General features: G+C 73.1%; 13 protein-coding genes. 10 read left to right on the top strand and 3 right to left on the bottom strand.

The window, feature by feature from the left end; all coding sequences use genetic code 11:
- Window positions 1–9: 9 nt before the first annotated feature.
- The 7 genes from OG899_RS25380 to OG899_RS25350 all read left to right on the top strand — a co-directional run bounded on the left by OG899_RS25380 (window position 10) and on the right by OG899_RS25350 (window position 9,104).
- Window positions 10–1,956 (top strand): beta-ketoacyl synthase N-terminal-like domain-containing protein, encoded by a 1,947-nt coding sequence (locus OG899_RS25380; protein WP_251506141.1) that lies wholly within the window; start codon window positions 10–12, stop codon window positions 1,954–1,956.
- Window positions 1,953–3,494 (top strand): amino acid adenylation domain-containing protein, encoded by a 1,542-nt coding sequence (locus OG899_RS25375; protein ID WP_168131989.1) that lies wholly within the window; start codon window positions 1,953–1,955, stop codon window positions 3,492–3,494. Before OG899_RS25380 ends, OG899_RS25375 begins: the two co-directional genes overlap by 4 nt.
- Before the next feature lie 67 nt (window positions 3,495–3,561).
- A complete protein-coding gene (locus OG899_RS25370) occupies window positions 3,562–4,746 on the top strand; it encodes an NAD(P)/FAD-dependent oxidoreductase (RefSeq protein ID WP_168131988.1) in 1,185 nt (394 codons plus the stop codon).
- A gap of 249 nt (window positions 4,747–4,995) precedes the next feature.
- On the top strand, window positions 4,996–7,713 hold the full coding sequence (locus OG899_RS25365; protein WP_406311168.1) for a nitrate- and nitrite sensing domain-containing protein: 2,718 nt from the start codon (window positions 4,996–4,998) through the stop codon (window positions 7,711–7,713).
- Between the two features lie 12 nt (window positions 7,714–7,725).
- A complete protein-coding gene (locus OG899_RS25360) occupies window positions 7,726–8,157 on the top strand; it encodes a roadblock/LC7 domain-containing protein (RefSeq protein ID WP_125496377.1) in 432 nt (143 codons plus the stop codon).
- Complete coding sequence (locus OG899_RS25355) at window positions 8,150–8,521, top strand: DUF742 domain-containing protein (protein WP_125496378.1); 372 nt, start codon at window positions 8,150–8,152, stop codon at window positions 8,519–8,521. The genes OG899_RS25360 and OG899_RS25355 overlap by 8 nt, the downstream gene beginning before the upstream one ends.
- The gene (locus tag OG899_RS25350; RefSeq protein WP_125496379.1) at window positions 8,502–9,104 is read left to right on the top strand and encodes an ATP/GTP-binding protein; all 603 of its coding nucleotides are present in this window, start codon (window positions 8,502–8,504) and stop codon (window positions 9,102–9,104) included. The genes OG899_RS25355 and OG899_RS25350 overlap by 20 nt, the downstream gene beginning before the upstream one ends.
- Before the next feature lie 110 nt (window positions 9,105–9,214).
- Here the strand turns inward: OG899_RS25350 and OG899_RS25345 are convergent, their stop codons facing one another.
- The 3 genes from OG899_RS25345 to OG899_RS25335 form a co-directional block, all read right to left on the bottom strand.
- Window positions 9,215–9,586, bottom strand: a complete 372-nt coding sequence (locus tag OG899_RS25345; RefSeq protein ID WP_125496380.1) for a cytochrome C oxidase subunit I — start codon at window positions 9,584–9,586, stop codon at window positions 9,215–9,217.
- On the bottom strand, window positions 9,583–11,265 hold the full coding sequence (gene ctaD, locus OG899_RS25340; protein WP_189428409.1) for a cytochrome c oxidase subunit I: 1,683 nt from the start codon (window positions 11,263–11,265) through the stop codon (window positions 9,583–9,585). Before ctaD ends, OG899_RS25345 begins: the two co-directional genes overlap by 4 nt.
- 193 nt (window positions 11,266–11,458) lie before the next feature.
- The gene (locus OG899_RS25335) at window positions 11,459–12,412 is read right to left on the bottom strand and encodes a LysR family transcriptional regulator (RefSeq protein ID WP_125496382.1); all 954 of its coding nucleotides are present in this window, start codon (window positions 12,410–12,412) and stop codon (window positions 11,459–11,461) included.
- 116 nt (window positions 12,413–12,528) lie between these two features.
- Here OG899_RS25335 and mdlC point away from each other — a divergent pair, with 116 nt between their 5' ends.
- The 3 genes from mdlC to OG899_RS25320 all read left to right on the top strand — a co-directional run bounded on the left by mdlC (window position 12,529) and on the right by OG899_RS25320 (window position 17,038).
- The gene (gene mdlC / locus OG899_RS25330; protein WP_125496383.1) at window positions 12,529–14,109 is read left to right on the top strand and encodes a benzoylformate decarboxylase; all 1,581 of its coding nucleotides are present in this window, start codon (window positions 12,529–12,531) and stop codon (window positions 14,107–14,109) included.
- 70 nt (window positions 14,110–14,179) lie between these two features.
- The gene (locus tag OG899_RS25325) at window positions 14,180–15,634 is read left to right on the top strand and encodes a benzaldehyde dehydrogenase (protein ID WP_125496384.1); all 1,455 of its coding nucleotides are present in this window, start codon (window positions 14,180–14,182) and stop codon (window positions 15,632–15,634) included.
- A gap of 171 nt (window positions 15,635–15,805) precedes the next feature.
- Window positions 15,806–17,038 carry an aromatic acid/H+ symport family MFS transporter gene (locus OG899_RS25320; protein ID WP_125496385.1) on the top strand — a complete coding sequence of 411 codons (1,233 nt, stop codon included), beginning with the start codon at window positions 15,806–15,808 and terminating at the stop codon, window positions 17,036–17,038.
- The last annotated feature ends 50 nt before the right edge of the window (window positions 17,039–17,088 follow it).

The raw sequence follows: 17,088 nt of genomic DNA, 5'->3' as shown, positions 1-17,088 counted from the left end.
AGTTTTTTCATGAAGAGGTCCGACGTGGACGCTCGGTCGGTCGCGGTGATCGGCATGGCCTGCCGCCTGCCGGGTGCCTCCGCCCCCGACGAACTGTGGGCCCTGCTGCGGGACGCGGTGGACACCACCAGCGAGACTCCCCGCGACCGGTACGACGTGGACGCGCTGCACTCCCCCGAGCCCCGCCAGGGGCGGATAGCGGCGCGCCGCGGCGGCTACCTGGAGCAGATGGCCGACTTCGACGCCGAGTTCTTCGGCATGTCGGCCACCGAGGCGACCGAACTCGACCCGCAGCAACGGCTGTTGCTGATGACGACCTGGGACGCGCTGGAGGACGCCGGGCAGCGCCCCGACCGGCTGGCCGGCAGCCGGGCCGCCGTCTTCGTCGGCAACACGCGCGCCGACCATCTCGAACTCGCCCTGCGCCGCGGCCCGGAGACGGTGACCGCCGCGCAGCTGAACAACTTCCGCTCCCTGCTGGCCGCACGGCTGTCGCACTTCTTCGACCTGCGCGGTCCCAGCGTCGTCGTGGACACGGCCTGCTCCTCCTCGCTGGTGGCCGTCCACCAGGCGGTGCAGAGCCTGCGCTGCGGGGAGAGCCCGCTGGCGATCGCCGCGGGCGTGAACCTGGCGCTGCGCCCCGACGAGGGGCTGGTGCTCACCCACGCCGGCGGCATGGCCGGGGACGGCCGCTCGAAGTTCGGCGACGCGAGCGCGGACGGCTACTCCCCCAGCGACGCCGTGGCGGTGGTCGTCCTCAAGCGTCTGCAGGACGCGATCGCCGACGGCGACCGGATCCGCGCGGTGATCCAGGGCAGCGCCGTCTCCAACGACGGCCGCACCAGCGACAGCGTGCTCAACCCGTCCCTGCAGGGCCAGCTGGACGTGCTGCGCTGGGCCTACGAGGACGCCGGCATCGACCCCGCCGACGTCGACTACGTCGAGGCGCACGGCTCCGGTCAGCCCGCGCTGGACCCGCTGGAGCTGCGGGCGCTGGGCGAGGTGTGCGGCGCGGGCCGGCCCGCCGACCGGCCGCTGCTGGTCGGCTCGGTGAAGACCAACATCGGGCACGCGGAGGCCGCCGGCGGCCTGGCCGGCCTGATCAAGGCGGTGCTGTGCCTGGAGCACGGCCAGGTGCCGGCCAGCCTGAACGTGACCACCCCCAACCCGAACGTCCCCTGGGACTCGCTGCCGCTGACCCTGCCGTCCACGCTGCAGGACCTGCCCGCACTGGACCGGCCGGCCGTCGCCGGCGTCAGCGGCCAGGGCTCCTCGGCCCTCAACGCCCACATCGTGCTCCGCCAGGCCGACACACCGCGTGTGCGCACCGAGCCGCCGGCGGACGAGGGACCGTACCTGCTGGCGATCTCCGCGCACAGCGAGGCCGCCCTGGCGGATCTGGCCGCGGCCTACGCGCGTCACCTGCGCCCGGGCGGGGCCGGGCAGGCCCACTGCCTGCGCGACATCTGCTACAGCGCCGCCACCCGGCGCACCCACCACGCGCACCGCATGGCCGTCGTCGGCCGCACCCACGAGGAACTGGCGGCGGCGCTGACCGGCGCGCCGGGGATGACCGGGCACCCGCTGTCGGCGGTCGCCGCGGCCTACGTCGCGGGCGAGGAGCCGTCCTGGCCGTCGGTGTTCGGCGAGCCGGGCCGGTTCGTGCCGCTGCCCGGCTACCCGTGGCAGACGCGCCGCTACTGGCCCGGTGAGGAGCCCGCCGCCGCGGACGGCGACGACCTGGCCGGCTGGGTGCTGCGGGAGCACGCCCGTACCGGCTTCGACGACGGCTCGTCGCTCACCGACATCGGCATCGACTCGCTGGCGAAGCTGCGCATCGTCGTGGAGCTGGCCAAACGGTGCCATCAGGAGGTCGACCCGGAGGAGCTGGGCCGGTTGCGCACCGTCGGCGAACTGCGCCAGTGGACGCGGACGCTGGAGGCGGCGGCCCGATGAGCAGTACCAACGGCCTCTACGCGTATTTCGCCCGCTCGGCCGACGCCCACCCGGACGAGCCGGCCCTCGAGGTCCGCGGGACCACGCTGACCTACGGCGAGCTGCGCGCGTGCGCCGAGAGGCTCGCCGACCGCCTGGTGACGGCGGCCGGCGGCACCCCGCCGCGCCGGGTGGGGCTGCTCGCGGCCCGCTCGCTGACCGCCTACGCCGGATACCTGGCGATCCTGCGGGCCGGCGCGGCGGTGGTCCCCCTCAATCCCGAACACCCCGCCGGCCGTGTCGCCGGCATCGCCGAGGCGGCCGGCCTCGATCTGGTCCTCGCCGAGTCCGCGGACACCGGCGACCTCGGCGTGCCCGTGCTCGCGTGCCCGCCCGAAGAAGTGCCGGTCACGGCCGAGGACTCCGCCGCCCCCGCGCAGGACCGCACCGCGCCGCTGCGCCCGGTCGGCGAGGACGACGTCGCCTACATCATCTTCACCTCGGGTTCGACCGGCGCGCCCAAGGGTGTTCCGGTCCGGCACGGCAACATCTGCGCCTATCTGGACCGGATCGCCGGCCGGTACGGCATCGGACCGGGCAGCCGGCTCTCACAGTCCTTCGAGCTGACCTTCGACGGGTCGGTGCACGACCTGTTCGTCGCCTGGTCCCGGGGCGGCACCCTTGTGGTGCCCGACCGCGGCCAGCTGCTGTCCCCGGTGCGGACGGTCAACAAGCTGCGGCTGACCCACTGGTTCTCGGTGCCGTCCCTGATCGGCTTCGCCTCCCGGCTGGGCACCCTGACCCCCGGCAGCATGCCGACGCTGCGCTGGAGCATCTTCGGCGGCGAGCCGCTCACGCTGCAGGCCGCCCGCGACTGGCAGGCCGCCGCGCCCGGCAGTCGCATCGAAGTGCTCTACGGCCCCACCGAACTGACCATCTCCTGCACCTCCTACCGGTTCCCGAAGGACCCGGCCGCCTGGCCGGACACCCCCAACGGCACGGCCCCCATCGGCACCGCCCACCCGGACGTCGACGTGGTGCTGCTGGACGACGCGGGCCGGCCCGGCGACACCGGCGAGCTGTGCGTGCGCGGCCCGCTGCGCTTCGCCGGGTACCTGGACCCGGCCCAGGACGCCGGGCGCTTCCTCACCGAGGACCACCGGCCGGCCGATTCCCCGCCCGGGCCCGAGGACTGGTACCGCACCGGCGACCGGGTCGCCCTCCTCGACGGGCTGATGGTGCATCTCGGGCGCACCGACCACCAGGTCAAGATCCGCGGCCACCGGATCGAACTCGGCGAGATCGAGGCCGCGTTGCGGGCGCTGCCGGGCGTGCGGGAGGCCATCGCCGTCACCGTGCCGGCCGCCGACGGCGAACCGGAGCTCCAGGCCGCGGTCAGCGGGACCGGCACCGCCGAGACCCTGTACACGGCGCTCGCCGACCGGCTGCCGTCGTACATGATGCCCGCCCGGATCACGGTCCTGGACCAGCTGCCGCTCAACCCCAACGGCAAGCTGGACCGCCGGGCGCTGCTGGCACAGCTGGAACGCACCCGTTGACCACGGGTCCGTCCGCCCCGGCGATCTTCGACCCACCGTTCACCGACATCTGTTGTGAGGCTTCTGCATGTACGACGCCATCGTGGTGGGAGCGCGCTGCGCCGGCGCTCCCACCGCCCTGCTCCTGGCCCGTGCCGGACACCGGGTCCTCCTGCTCGACAAGGCGGCGTACGGCTCCGACACGATCTCCACGCACCTGATCCACCAGCCCGGCGTGGCGGCCCTCGCCCGCTGGGGCCTGCTGGACCGGCTGCGGGCCACCGGCTGCCCGCCCATCGAGCGGGCGGTGTACGAAGTCGCCGACGTCCGCATCGAGGGCTGCGCCCGGGGCGTGGACGGGCAGCGGGCAGCGTTCGCGCCGCGGCGTCACGTGCTGGACGCGCTCCTGGTCGACGCGGCGGTCGAGGCGGGCGTCGAGTACCGGGACCACTGCCGGGTGACGGACCTGCTGCGCGACGACACCGGGCGGGTGACCGGCGTGCGGGGCACCCACGGCGGCCGTGCCTTCACCGAGCGCGCCCACCTGGTGATCGGCGCGGACGGGATGCGCTCCACCGTCGCCCGGCTCGTCGAGGCCCCGTACACGGTCGAGGACCCGCGGCTGACCTGCGCGTACTACACGTACTGGCAGGGCGTGCCGGCCGACCTGGAGCTGTACGAGCGGCCCGGCGGCTGGGTGGCGACCGTGCCCACCCACGGTCCGGCGACCCTGGTGCTGGCCTACATCCCGCAGTCCCGCTTCGCCGAGGTCCGCACCGACGCGCAGCGCGCCTACCGGGAGCAGATCCGCCTCACCGCGCCCGCCCTGCACGAGCGGCTGGCCGGGGCCGCGCGACTGGAGCGCCTGCACGCCTGCGGCGACCAGCAGAACTTCTTCCGGCGCTCGACGGGGCCGGGCTGGGTCCTCGTGGGCGACGCCGCCCACCACAAGGACTCGATCACGGCCCGCGGCATCAGTGACGCGTTCTGGCAGGTCGAGGCGCTGGTGGGGGCGGTGTCCGGCCTGCTGGGCGGCGACCCGGCCCGCCTGGACGCCGCGCTGGGCCGTTTCGCCGAGGAGCAGCGGCAGCGGCTCCAGCCCGGGTACGAGGCCACGCTGGGTGTGGCCCGCCTGGAGATACACGAGCAGCGGCTGTCGCTGCTGCGCGCGGTGCAGTCGGACGCCGAACTGACGTCGATCTACCTGGACATGGTGGCGGGCATCGTCTCCACCGACGCCCTGTTCACTCCGCGGCTGCTGGCCCTGCTGTGATCCCGGCGCGGCCGGCGGGTGTTCCCGCGTGGGCACCCGCCGGCCGCCGTTGTCGCAGGCAGCGGCCCAACTGACGTGCGAGCGGGGGGAAGTTGCCCGGCTCCACATATGACGGTCGGCCATGATCCTGATAGCGTGCAGCTCGCGCCGACTTCGATCACGGTGAGCCACCAGGCCACGACGCGGGGAGGGTCGGAGGCCGCGCACTGCTGTCCGCACCGCTGCAACCGCTGCTGTACGAGGGATCACATGTCAGGCACCCGCGACCGGCGGACGCGACATCGCGCCGCCCTTCCGAGATCACTGCGATCCTCGTTCGTCCTTCCCTTCGTCATCCCCGCGGTCTGCGTCAGCGGGCTGTGGGGCTACACGGCGGCGGGGCTGGTGGACGACCAGGTCCGGCTGCACACCGACGCGGGGCACGTCTCCTCCCTCGCCCAGCCCGCGCAGGAGCTGCTGACGACCCTGCAGGACGAACGCCGGCTCACCGCCCGCTGGCAGGCGGACCGCTCCGCCGACTCCCGCGCGGAACTGGAGGCGGCCCGCCGCAAGACCGACGTGGCGCTGGCGACGTACCGGCAGCACGCGTCCGCGCCGGACAGCAAGGCGCTGCGGGACCGGTACACGGCGCTGGACACGGCGCTGCGCCCGCTGGCCCAGCGCCGTTCCGCGATCGACGCCCGGAAGCTGTCCCTGTCCGATGCCTTCGCCTTCTACACCGACGCTGCCTCCCGGGGTTTGGACCTGCTGAACGCGGCCGTGCGCAGCGACGACGCGGACCTGGGGCGCGGCGGCTCCGCCACGGTGACCCTGGCGCGGATCGCCGAGATGCTCTCCCGGGAGGACGCCCTGGTCTCGGCGGCCCTGCCGGCGCAGCAGATCAGTCACGCCGACCGTGTCCGCTTCGGGCAGTACGCGGCACTGCGCCGGGCCGCGGAGGAGGAGCTGACCGCGCAGGATCTGCCCGATGCGGCCCGCGAGGCGTACGGGCGGACCACCGGCGGTGCCCAGTGGGCCGCGGTGGACGCGGTGGAGCGGGCCGTCGCCGGCGGGCAGGGCACCGAGCTGCCGGACGGTGCGACGCAGTGGCCCGCCGCGGCCGACAACGTCGTCGGCGGTCTGCGGGCGGCCGGTGTCCAGTCCCTGGACGCGCTGGCCGACCACGCCGACGACCGGGCCGGCGAGCTGCTGGTGGCGACCCTGCTGGGCACGGCGGCCGCGGTGGCCGCGCTGGCCGCGGCGGCGGTGCTGGCGCTGCGCAACCGACGTACGGCGACGAGCCGCCTCGCCGAGCTGGACGAACTGACCGCGCGGCTGGCCGAACTGCGCTCGGGTGCGGAGCAGCTGGCGTCCTCCCGGCTGGCCGAGATCCTCGCCAAGGCGGAGCGCGGCGAACGTGTGGACCCGGCCGTGCTCGGCTCCTGGCAGCACCAGGCGAACGACGACATCGGGCGGCTGGCGTCGGCGATCGACCGTCTCGCGCAGCTGGCCACGGACACCGCGGTGCGCCAGTCGCAGGGCCGGGAGGGCTCGGACAAGGTCGTCGGCCAGCTCATCCGCCGCGCCCAGGTGCTCATCCACCGGCTGATCGCGCTGCTGGACGACCTCGAGCGCAAGCACGAGGACTCGGACCTGCTCAAGGACATCTTCCGCGTCGACCACCTGGCCACCCGTATCCGGCGCCACGCCGAGAACCTGATGATCCTCAGCGGCGCCCCGCCGAGCCGGCGGATGACGCGTGCGGTGGCGATCACCGACGTGATGCGCGGCGCGGTGGCCGAGACGGAGCAGTACACCCGGGTGCGGGTGCGCAACACGCCGGGGGACCGCCGGGTCGCGCTGGCCGGGCGCGCGGTCGCCGACGTCACGCACCTGCTGGCCGAGCTGATCGAGAACGGCACCAGCTTCTCGCCGCCCGAGACCCAGGTCACGGTGAGCACGGCCCGGGTCGCCAAGGGCCTGGCCGTGCACATCGAGGACCAGGGCCTGGGCATGCCGGCGGAGATGCTGCAGCGCGCCAACGAGCTGCTCGCCGAGCCGCCCCGGGTGGACATGTCGATGTTCGGCGAGGACCCGCGCCTGGGTCACTTCGTGGTGGCCCGGCTCGCCGAACGGCACGGCATCAAGGTCACGCTGCGCGAGTCGGACTACGGCGGCACGCTCGCGCTGGTGGTGCTGCCCTCGGAGCTGCTGGAGGAGTCCGCCTCGCCGGTCGTCGACCAGCTGCAGTCGGCGGCCGTCGCCGCCGGCCTCGCCATCGAGGGACAGTCCGGCACCCGGCCGGGCGCCCAGACGCTGTCGGACACCGGACGGCACCGGGCCCTGGACGCCCCCGCGACGGCTCCGGCGCCGGAGCCCGAGCCCCGGCCCGAGCCGGTCGGCGCGATCGCCTCGGCCGGCGAGACGCTGCTCGCCCGTCCGCCGATGCCCGACCACAGTGGTTTCCCCGAATACGGAGGTGCTGGCCTGTTGCCCCCCGCGTCGGAGCATCCCGCGCCCTCGGCGCCCCAAGGGCCCATGCCGACGGCCCGCACCACACGTGACGACCGCCCGACGCCCACGGCCCCGCAGCGGACCGTCCCCGGCGCGGAGGCCGGCCGCGCCCCCGCGCCGCGCCGGGACGACCGGCAGGCCCCCGCACGGCAGCCGGCCCACCCGGCCGCGCGGCCCGGTGCGGCGGAGCAGGCGGAGCCCTCCGGCTCGGCCCCACGTCCGCTGACGACGCCCACGGTGCTGCCGCAGCGCATCCGGGGCGCCAGCCTGGCCCAGCAGCTGCGCCGGGAGGCGGCGCAGGCCGCGGACGACGAGGACGGTTTCGACCGGGGCCTGTCCCCGGACGCGTCGGCCCGCACGATGAACGCCATCCAGCAGGGACTCAAGCGGGCCTGGAGGTCCGACGACGACACGCCGCACGGTGCGCACGGGCGGCCTAGCGACGGGGCAGGCCCGACTGCCCATGAAGTGTGAGGACGTTGAGCGATGACTGAGCAGGTGACCACCGGACGTCAGCTGGACTGGCTCCTGGACGGCCTGGTGGACCGGATACCGGAGATCCGCTGCGCGATCGTGCTCTCCGGAGACGGCCTTTTGATCGGCAAGTCCAAGGACTTGCTCCGCGACGACGCCGAACACCTGTCCGCGGTGGCCTCGGGCGTGCACGCCCTCGCTCGCGGCGCGGCCCGTCACTTCCACAGCGGGCGGGTGCAGCAGACGGTCATTCAGATGGACAAGGCGTTCCTCTTCGTCACCGCTGCCGGGCAGGGCGCCCGGCTGGCGGCGTTCGCCTCGGAAGAAGTGGATGTGGGGATGATGGCGTACGAGATGGGCACCCTGGTCAAGCAGGTCGGCCAGTATCTGACGGCCGCACCGCGTGTGCAGTCCCCGTCCGGCGCCCCTGTCCAGGATGCCTGACCCGCACGGGCTCGACGGCGAGGAGACGGGGCGCTACTTACGGCCGTACGCCATCACCGGTGGACGCACCCGGCACAGCCAGCATGCCTTCACGCTGATCACCCTTGTCGTCGCCCGTTCCGCGAGAGACACGCCGTCCGGTCTGGAGCCGGAGGCCGACCGGATCCTGGAGCTGTGCCGGGACCGGGCCATGGCGGTGGCGGAGATCGCCGCTCTGCTCGACCTGCCGGTGAGCGTGGTGAAGGTGCTGTGCGGGGATCTGCTCGACGCCTCGCTGATCCTCGTCCAGTCGCCGCCCGGACAGGACAGCCGGCCGAGCGTGGAACTGATCGAAAGGGTGATGGATGGTATCCGTCAACTCTGACCCGGTCATGCCGACCGCGTTGAAGATCCTCATCGCGGGCGGTTTCGGGGTCGGCAAGACCACCATGGTGGCCTCGGTGAGCGAGGTGCCTCCGTTGGAGACGGAGGAGCGCATGACCGAGGCGAGTCTCGGCGTGGACGATCTGTCCGGGGTGGAGGGCAAGGTCTCCACCACGGTGGCGATGGACTTCGGGCGGATCACGATCGCACCGGAGCTGGTGCTGTATCTGTTCGGCACGCCCGGTCAGGACCGGTTCTGGTTCATGTGGGACGACCTGGCCACGGGCGCGCTCGGCGCGGTGGTCCTGGCGGACACCCGGCGGCTGGAGGCGTCGTTCGCCTCGATCGACTTCTTCGAGGAGCGCGGCATCCCGTTCGCCGTGGGCGTCAACTGCTTCCACGGCCGACGCGACTGCACCGCCGAGCAGGTGCGGGCGGCGCTGGATCTGGACCCGGCGGTCCCGGTGGTGCTGTGCGACGTGCGGGAGCGTGCCTCCAGCAAGCAGGTGCTCCTCGCGGTGCTGGAGGCGGCGCACGCCCGTGCGACGGCCTACCGGGCGGCCGCCCGCCCGGTCGTGCTCTGAGGGGTGCGCGACGCCGGGCCGTGCCGCGGACGAGGCGACGGCCACGCGTCGGTCCGGCCTGCCCGCGCACCCCTTGTGGCGCCGTCCGGATGCGGGCGCCCGGCGCCGGGTCACGGATGCGCGGCAGTGGCGGTGAGCACCAGCGTCGCCGCCACGGCGACGGCGATGCCCGCGACCGTCAGTGCCACGCAGCGCATGCGCAGCACGCGGTAGCGCTCCTCGTACTCGCCGCGCAGCTCACGGCAGCGGTCGGCGACGCGCTGGAGGTCCGCGCGGGCCCGGGTGAGGCAGTCGCGGACGTAGTGCCGTTCGATCTCCTCGCGCTGCGCGCCGGTGAGCCAGTGCAGCGGTGCGGTGAAGGCGCGGGCCCTCTCCTCGGCCTCGGCGACGCGGGCCTGCCACAGCAGATAGCCCTCCACCTGCTCGGCCAGGACGGCCGGGCGGCCAGGATCACGACCGGCGGGCCGTGCCGCGTCCGTCATCGCGGCAGGCCCAGGTTCTCCCGCTTGTCCACGGCCGAGACGTCCGGGTGGTGCAGGTCGAAGGCCGGGGACTCGCTGCGGATCACGGGCAGGGTGACGAAGTTGTGGCGGGGCGGCGGGCAGGAGGTGGCCCACTCCAGGGAGCGCCCGAAGCCCCAGGGGTCGTCGACGCCGACCTTCGGCCCGTACTTGGCGGTCCGCCACACGTTGTAGAAGAACGGCAGCATCGACAGGCCGAGCAGGAACGAGCCGATGGTGGAGACCATGTTGAGCGCGGTGAACCCGTCGGCGGCCAGGTAGTCGGCGTAGCGGCGGGGCATGCCCTCGGCACCGAGCCAGTGCTGCACCAGGAACGTGGTGTGGAAGCCGACGAACAGCATCCAGAAGGTCATCTTGCCGAGGCGTTCGTCGAGCATCCTGCCCGTCCACTTCGGCCACCAGTAGTGGAAGCCGGCGAACATCGCGAACACGACGGTGCCGAAGACCACGTAGTGGAAGTGGGCCACCACGAAGTAGCTGTCGGAGACGTGGAAGTCCAGCGGCGGCGAGGCGAGGATCACCCCGGTCAGGCCGCCGAAGAGGAAGGTGACCAGGAAGCCGGTCGCCCACAGCATGGGTGTCTCGAAGGACAGCGAACCGTGCCACATGGTGCCGATCCAGTTGAAGAACTTCACCCCGGTCGGCACGGCGATCAGGAACGTCATGAAGGCGAAGAACGGCAGCAGGACCCCGCCGGTGACGTACATGTGATGCGCCCACACGGTCACCGACAGCCCGGCGATGGCGATGGTGGCGCCGACCAGGCCCATGTACCCGAAGATCGGTTTACGGGCGAAGACCGGGATGATCTCGGTGACGATGCCGAAGAACGGCAGCGCGATGATGTACACCTCGGGATGGCCGAAGAACCAGAACAGGTGCTGCCACAGCAGTGCCCCGCCGTTGGCGGCGTCGAAGACATGGGCGCCGAACTTGCGGTCGGCCTCCAGCCCCAGCAGCGCGGCCGCCAGCACGGGGAAGGCCAGCAGCACCAGGACGCTGGTGAGCAGCACGTTCCAGGTGAAGATCGGCATCCGGAACATCGTCATGCCGGGCGCGCGCATGCAGATGATCGTGGTGATGAAGTTGACCGCGCCCGCGATCGTGCCGAAGCCGGACAGCGCCAGCCCCATGATCCACAGGTCGCCGCCGATGCTCGGCGAATGGGCCTGGTCCGACAGCGGCGAATAGGCGAACCAGCCGAAGTCGGCCGCGCCGTTCGGGGTGAGGAAGCCGGCCACCGCGATCAGCGAGCCGAGCAGGTACAGCCAGTAGGCCAGCATGTTCAGCCGGGGGAAGGCCACGTCCGGGGCGCCGATCTGCAGCGGCATGATCCAGTTCGCGAAGCCGGAGAACAACGGCGTCGCGAACATCAGCAGCATGACCGTGCCGTGCATCGTGAACGCCTGGTTGTACTGCTCGTTGGACATGATCTGCAGCCCGGGCCGGCCCAGTTCGGCCCGCATCACCAGGGCGAGCACGCCGCCGAACAGGAAGAACAGGAACGACGTGATCAGGTAGAGGGACCCGATCTTCTTGTGGTCGGTGGTCGTCACCCAGGCGACCACCAGGGCCCCGGGCCGCAGGCGACGACGGGGCGGAGCCGGGATGTCCCGCGTGGGGTGCTGAACGTCAGTCATGCGGCCCGTGACACGCTTTCTCTCGGGTGCTCTCAAGCTGGACGCGTGAGTTCCGCGGAGGTACCGCAGGGCTCCGCACCATCCTCGCGGCTCGGTCCGCCCGGGACGTGACGGTGCGTCCCCGGATCGGCCCAACACCCACCCGAATGCACCCCGTCGGCCTACTGCGGCGTCCTCCGGCGGGGTGGGCGCGTCAGCGGCCGGACGGCGCCGGGCCGGTGGCGTAGGGCGGCAGCTGGGCGCGGCTGACCCGCTGCCCGAGCACCTCGGCCATGAACTGCACCAGCCACCGCTGGGCGGGGCTGCGCGAGGACTCGTGCCGGGCGTAGAGGGCGATCTCGATGGGTTCCGTCTCGAACGGCAGCCGCAGCAGGCGCAGCCGGCGCGAGGCGGTGAACACCTCCCCCACGTACTCGGGGACGAGGGCGACCAGGTCGGTCTGCTCCAACAAGTACGGCAGCATCGAGAAGCGGGTGGCCTCCACCACCACCCGGTCCAGCAGTCCGTGGGCGGCGAGCGCGGCCCGCGGCACCACGTGCCCGCTGGGACCGAACACCGTGGCATGACGCTCGGCGGACAGCTGCTCCAGGGTGATGCACTCGCCGCGGACCCGGGGGTGGTCGGCGGCGACCATGGCGACGTAGCGCTCCTGGAAGAGCGGGATGCGCACGGTGCGGTGGGAGGTCAGCACGGGGGTGGCGACGAAGGCGTCGAGGTCGCCTCGGCGCAGCTGCTGCTCGGCGTCGTCCACGTCCAGTGCCCGGACGGTGAACGACACCCGGGGTGCACGCTCGCGGGCCGCCGCCAGCAGGCGGGGCAGCAGCGTGGCCTCGCCGAGGTCGGTCATGGCCACGGTGAAACGGCCCGGCATGGTCTGCGGGTCGAAGGTGTCGGCCTGGCGGACGGTGCCGTCGATCTCGGTGAGCGCGCGGCGCAGCGGGTCGTACAGGCGGTGCGCGCCGGCGGTGGGGGTCAGTCCGCGGCCGGTGCGCCGGAAGAGCTCGTCGCCGAAGTGCCGGCGCAGCTTGCCCAGGCTGTAGCTCACGGTGGGCTGGGTGACGTGCAGCGACTCCGCGGTGGCGGTGACGCTGCCGGTCTCGTACAGCAGCACGAAGACCCGGGCGAGGTTGAGATCGAAGCTCCTCATATCGATCGACTCTATAGCGGTGGCTTCGAACATTTATTGGTGCGCATGTCGCAGGGTTGCCTAGCGTGCTGTGCCACACGTGGACGTGCCGTGCCACACGTGGAAAGGAACCGCCTGTGCCCTCCGTTCGTCGCGTCGCCCACGAGTTCCTGCAGCGTCAGGGGCTGACCACCGTGTTCGGCAATCCCGGCTCCAACGAACTGCCGTTCCTGGCGGATCTACCCGACGGGTTCCGGTACGTCCTGGGTCTGCACGAGGGCGCCGTCGTCGGGATGGCGGACGGGTACGCGCAGGCGACCGGCCGACCGGTGCTGGTGAACCTGCACGCGGCCTCCGGCTCCGGGAACGCGATGGGTGCCCTGACCAATGCCGTGGCCGCGCGGACACCGCTGGTGGTGCTGGCCGGGCAGCAGGTGCGGCCGGCCGTCGGCCCGGAGGCCAACCTGGCCAACGTGGACGCGCCGTCCCTGATGAGGCCGCTCGTCGGCTGGGCCGCGGAGCCGGCGTGCGCCCAGGACGTGCCGCGCGCCCTGGCCCAGGCGGTGTTCGAGGCCCGGCTGCAGCGTCGGCCGGTCTATCTGTCGGTGCCGTACGACGACTGGGCGGCCGAGGCCGACGACAACAGCCTGCACGTGCTCCGGCGGCAGGTGCGGCGGGCCGCGGTCCCGGACGCCGGGCAGGCGCGATGGCTGGCCGAACAGGTGACGTCGGCACGCCGGCCCGCCCTGGTGCTGGGCGGCGACATCGACACCGCGGGCCTGTTCGACGACGCGGTGCGGCTGGCCGAACGGCTGGGCGGTCCGGTGTGGGCGGCGCCCTCGCAGTTCCGGCTGCCCTTCCCCAACCGGCATCCGCTCTTCCGTGGCGTGCTGCCCGCCGGGATCGCCCCGGTCTGCGCGGCGTTCGAGGGGCACGACCTGGTGCTGGTGCTGGGCGCGCCGGTGTTCCGCTATCACGAGTACCTGCCCGGCCGGTATCTGCCCGAGGGGACCCGGCTGATCCAGGTGACCGAGGACGCCTCGGCGGCGGCGCGGGCGCCGATGGGCGAGGCGCTGGTCGCCGATCCCGGTGCCGTGATCCGGATGCTGACGGAGCAGCTCCAGGCACCGGCCGAGCCCGTGGGTCCGTACCGTCCGGTGCCCGCGCCGGCGCGCGGCGAGGGCGGCCGACTGCACCCGGAGCAGGTCTTCGCCGCGCTGCGCGAGGTGCTGCCGCCGGAGACGGCGTACGTGGTGGAGTCGACGTCGACGAACGCCGCCTGGTGGCGCCAGATGGATCTGCGCCGCCCCGGCTCGTACTTCTTCCCGGCGGCCGGCGGCCTCGGCTTCGGGCTGCCCGGCGCGGTCGGTGTCGCGCTGGGCAGCCCCGGCCGGCCGGTGGCGGGCGTCGTCGGGGACGGTTCGGCGAACTACGGCATCACCGCTCTGTGGACGGCCGCGCGGCTCGGCCTGCCGCTGACGATCGTGCTGCTGCGCAACGGCACCTACGGCGCGCTGCGCTGGTTCGGCGATCTGCTCGGCGTACCGGAGGCGCCGGGTCTCGACCTGCCGGGTCTGGACTTCACCCGGATCGCGGAGGGGTACGGCGTCCCGGCCGTGCACGCCGGCGACGAGGAGGAACTGCGGGCGGTGCTCGCCCGGCCGGCCGACGGGCCCCGGCTGGTCCAGGTGGACACCTCGCTCACCACCCCGTCCTGAGCCCCGCGCCCGCCCTGCGCACTCCTCCCCCACCACCACACGTTCACCGCAGAACGACGAAGGGACACCCATGGCACTCCTGGACAGCGACGTCTGGAGCAAGAGGTTCTTCAGCGACGGATGGCGGGCGGCGGCCGCCGAGCAGCCCGTCGTTGAGCCGGCGACCGGGGACCAGCTGGGCACCGTGGGCCTGGCCACCGCGGAGGACGTGGCCCGGGCCGCGGCGCGGGCGGCGCAGGCCCAGCGGGCATGGGCGGCGGTGTCCCCGCAGGAGCGGGCCGCGGTGCTGCGCCGGGCGGGCGAGCTGTTCACCGAGCACGCCGCCGAGGTGGAGGACTGGCTGGTGCGCGAGGCCGGTTCGGTGCGGTCCAAGGCGGGCTTCGAGGTGGGGCTGGCCGTGGGCGAATGCTTCGAGTGCGCGTCGCTGCCCACCCATCCGCAGGGTGAGGTGCTGACGTCCGAGGAGTCCCGCTGGTCGCTGGCCCGGCGCCGCCCGGCCGGTGTGGTCGGCGTCATCGCGCCGTTCAACTTCCCGTTGCTCCTGGGGCTGCGCTCCGTGGCCCCCGCGCTGGCGCTGGGCAACGCGGTGCTGCTCAAGCCGGATCCGCGCACCGTGGTCGGCGGAGGCGTCGTCATCGCGCGGATCTTCGAGGAGGCGGGGCTGCCCGCCGGGGTGCTGCATCTGCTGCCGGGCGACGGCTCGGTCGGCCAGGCGGTGGTGGACGCCCCCGAGGTGCGGGTGATCTCCTTCACCGGGTCCACGCCGGTCGGGCGGGCCATCGGCGAGCGGGCCGGCCGGCTGCTCAAGCGGGCGCACCTGGAGCTGGGCGGGAACAACGCCCTGGTGGTGCTGCCGGGCGCGGACGTGCACAAGGCGGCCTCGGCGGGCGCGTTCGGCTCGTATCTGCACCAGGGCCAGATCTGCATGACCACCGGCCGGCACATCGTGCACGAGTCGCTGCTGGAGGAGTACACCGCCGCGCTGGCCGCGAAGGCGGAGCGGCTGACGGTGGGCGACCCGGCCCGTGAGGACGTCGCACTCGGTCCGATCATCGACCGGCGGCAGCTGGAGCGGGTGCACTCCATCGTCACCGAGTCCGTCGCGGCGGGCGCGCGGGTCGTCGCGGGCGGCGAGATCGTGGGCACCGGCTACCGGGCGACGGTGCTGGCGGACGTGCGGCCCGACATGCCGGCCTGGCGCGAGGAGATCTTCGGCCCGGTGGCGCCCGTGATCGGCTTCTCCACGCTGGAGGAGGCCGCGCGGATCGTCGACGACTGCGAGTACGGACTGTCCGTCGGCATCCTCGGCGACGTCGGCACCGCGATGCGGCTCGCCGACCGGATCGAGTCCGGCAAGGTGCACATCAACGAGCAGACCGTCGGCGACGAGCCGAACGCGCCCTTCGGCGGCGTCAAGGCCTCCGGCACCGGTTCCCGGTTCGGCGGGGCCGCGGCCAACATCGAGGCGTTCACCGAGACCCAGTGGGTCACCGTCCGCCCGGACATCGCCGACTACCCGTTCTGACCTTCGCGACCTTCCCGACCTTCCCGACCTTCTCGACCGTCCCCGACCCGGGCCGTATCCCGCACGTCGTCCCTCTCGGGCCGTGTCCGCACGTCCTGTCACGGTCCGTCACGGCCCGGGTCCCGTCCGCTCCTCATCCTTCGCCCGCACCCGTCCGCAGGGGGTCGTCCGATGACATCCACCGTCCCGTCCCACACCACGTCCGGCAGAGGCACCACCGGGCGCAGCGCCTGGACCGTCGTGCTGTGCTGGATCACCGTGCTGCTCGAGGGCTACGACCTCGTGGTCCTCGGCGCGATCATCCCGGTGCTGCTGCGCACCCATCACCTGGGCATGACCGCCGGTGACGCCACCACGATCGCCACGCTGTCGCTGGTCGGCGTGGCCATCGGCGCGGTCTGCGTCGGCCCGCTGGCCGACCGGCTCGGCCGGCGGCTGCTGCTGATCTCGTCCGTCGTGCTGTTCTCCGTGTTCACGCTGCTGGTGCCGCTGGCCGGGTCGGTGACGATGTTCGCCGTGCTGCGCCTGATCGCCGGGCTCGGGCTCGGCGCCTGCATGCCGGTGTCGCTGACGATGATGGCCGAGCACATGCCGCCCGAGCGGCGGGCCCGGGCCAGCACGCTGACCATGACCGGCTACCACACCGGTGCCGTGATCACCTCGCTGCTGGCGCTGCAGGTGACCGACGACTGGCAGATCCTCTTCTACGTCCTCGGAGCCGTCGGTCTCGTCGTCGCCGTGATCCAGTGGTTCCGGCTGCCGGAGTCGGAGGCGTTCGTCCGGGCGAAGGAGGCGGAGGGCGCGCAGCGGGTGCCGTTCACGGAGCTGCTGAAGCCGGCCTATCTGCGTGCGGGCATCGGGGTCTGGCTGGCGTCCTTCATGGGCCTGCTGCTGGTGTACGGCCTGAACACCTGGCTGCCGAAGCTGATGAACGACGCCGGCTACCCGGTGCCCACCGCCGTCACCCAGCTGCTGGTGCTCAACGTCGGCGGCGTCGTGGGTCTGGTCCTCGGCGGTGCCGTCGCCGACCGGCGCGGCATCAAGGGCACCACGCTGGGCTGGTTCGCGGTGTCGGTGGTGATGCTGGCCTGTCTGAGCATCAAGATGGACAGCGATCTGCTGCTCGACGTGGTGGTGTTCTTCACCGGGGTGTTCGTGTTCTCCGCACAGGTGCTGGTCTACGCGTACGTGACGCACTTCTACCCGGCCACGGTGCGCGGCACCGCGCTCGGCTCGGCCTCCGGCATCGGCCGGATCGGCTCGATCGTCGGCCCGTCCATCACCGGGGCCCTGGTCACGGCGGGCATCGGTCACCCGTGGGGCTTCTACTTCTTCGCCGCGGTCGCGGTGTGCGGCTTCGCAGCGGTCCTGCTGCTGCCGCGGGGTTCGGCCGAGACGTCCTGACGTCAGCAGTCCGTGTGCGCCGCGGGGGACTTCGGAGGCTTCCGGGGTCC

Source organism: Streptomyces thermoviolaceus, from assembly GCF_045209695.1.
In the GTDB taxonomy this organism is placed as follows: Bacteria; Actinomycetota; Actinomycetes; order Streptomycetales; family Streptomycetaceae; genus Streptomyces; species Streptomyces thermoviolaceus.
Note: the sequence above shows the minus strand (reverse complement) of the source record. Positions and strands in the feature narration are given on the sequence as shown.

What these genes read in the sequence shown, in the direction of transcription:
- ctaD (WP_189428409.1), bottom strand. Translation starts at nt 11,265, where the DNA reads ATGACTGACGTTCAGCACCCCACGCGGGACATCCCGGCTCCGCCCCGT.
- OG899_RS25360 (WP_125496377.1), top strand. Translation starts at nt 7,726, where the DNA reads ATGACTGAGCAGGTGACCACCGGACGTCAGCTGGACTGGCTCCTGGAC.
- OG899_RS25370 (WP_168131988.1), top strand. Translation starts at nt 3,562, where the DNA reads ATGTACGACGCCATCGTGGTGGGAGCGCGCTGCGCCGGCGCTCCCACC.
- OG899_RS25375 (WP_168131989.1), top strand. Translation starts at nt 1,953, where the DNA reads ATGAGCAGTACCAACGGCCTCTACGCGTATTTCGCCCGCTCGGCCGAC.
- OG899_RS25380 (WP_251506141.1), top strand. Translation starts at nt 10, where the DNA reads ATGAAGAGGTCCGACGTGGACGCTCGGTCGGTCGCGGTGATCGGCATG.
- OG899_RS25345 (WP_125496380.1), bottom strand. Translation starts at nt 9,586, where the DNA reads ATGACGGACGCGGCACGGCCCGCCGGTCGTGATCCTGGCCGCCCGGCC.
- OG899_RS25335 (WP_125496382.1), bottom strand. Translation starts at nt 12,412, where the DNA reads ATGAGGAGCTTCGATCTCAACCTCGCCCGGGTCTTCGTGCTGCTGTAC.
- OG899_RS25325 (WP_125496384.1), top strand. Translation starts at nt 14,180, where the DNA reads ATGGCACTCCTGGACAGCGACGTCTGGAGCAAGAGGTTCTTCAGCGAC.
- OG899_RS25365 (WP_406311168.1), top strand. Translation starts at nt 4,996, where the DNA reads ATGTCAGGCACCCGCGACCGGCGGACGCGACATCGCGCCGCCCTTCCG.
- OG899_RS25355 (WP_125496378.1), top strand. Translation starts at nt 8,150, where the DNA reads ATGCCTGACCCGCACGGGCTCGACGGCGAGGAGACGGGGCGCTACTTA.
- OG899_RS25350 (WP_125496379.1), top strand. Translation starts at nt 8,502, where the DNA reads ATGGTATCCGTCAACTCTGACCCGGTCATGCCGACCGCGTTGAAGATC.
- OG899_RS25320 (WP_125496385.1), top strand. Translation starts at nt 15,806, where the DNA reads ATGACATCCACCGTCCCGTCCCACACCACGTCCGGCAGAGGCACCACC.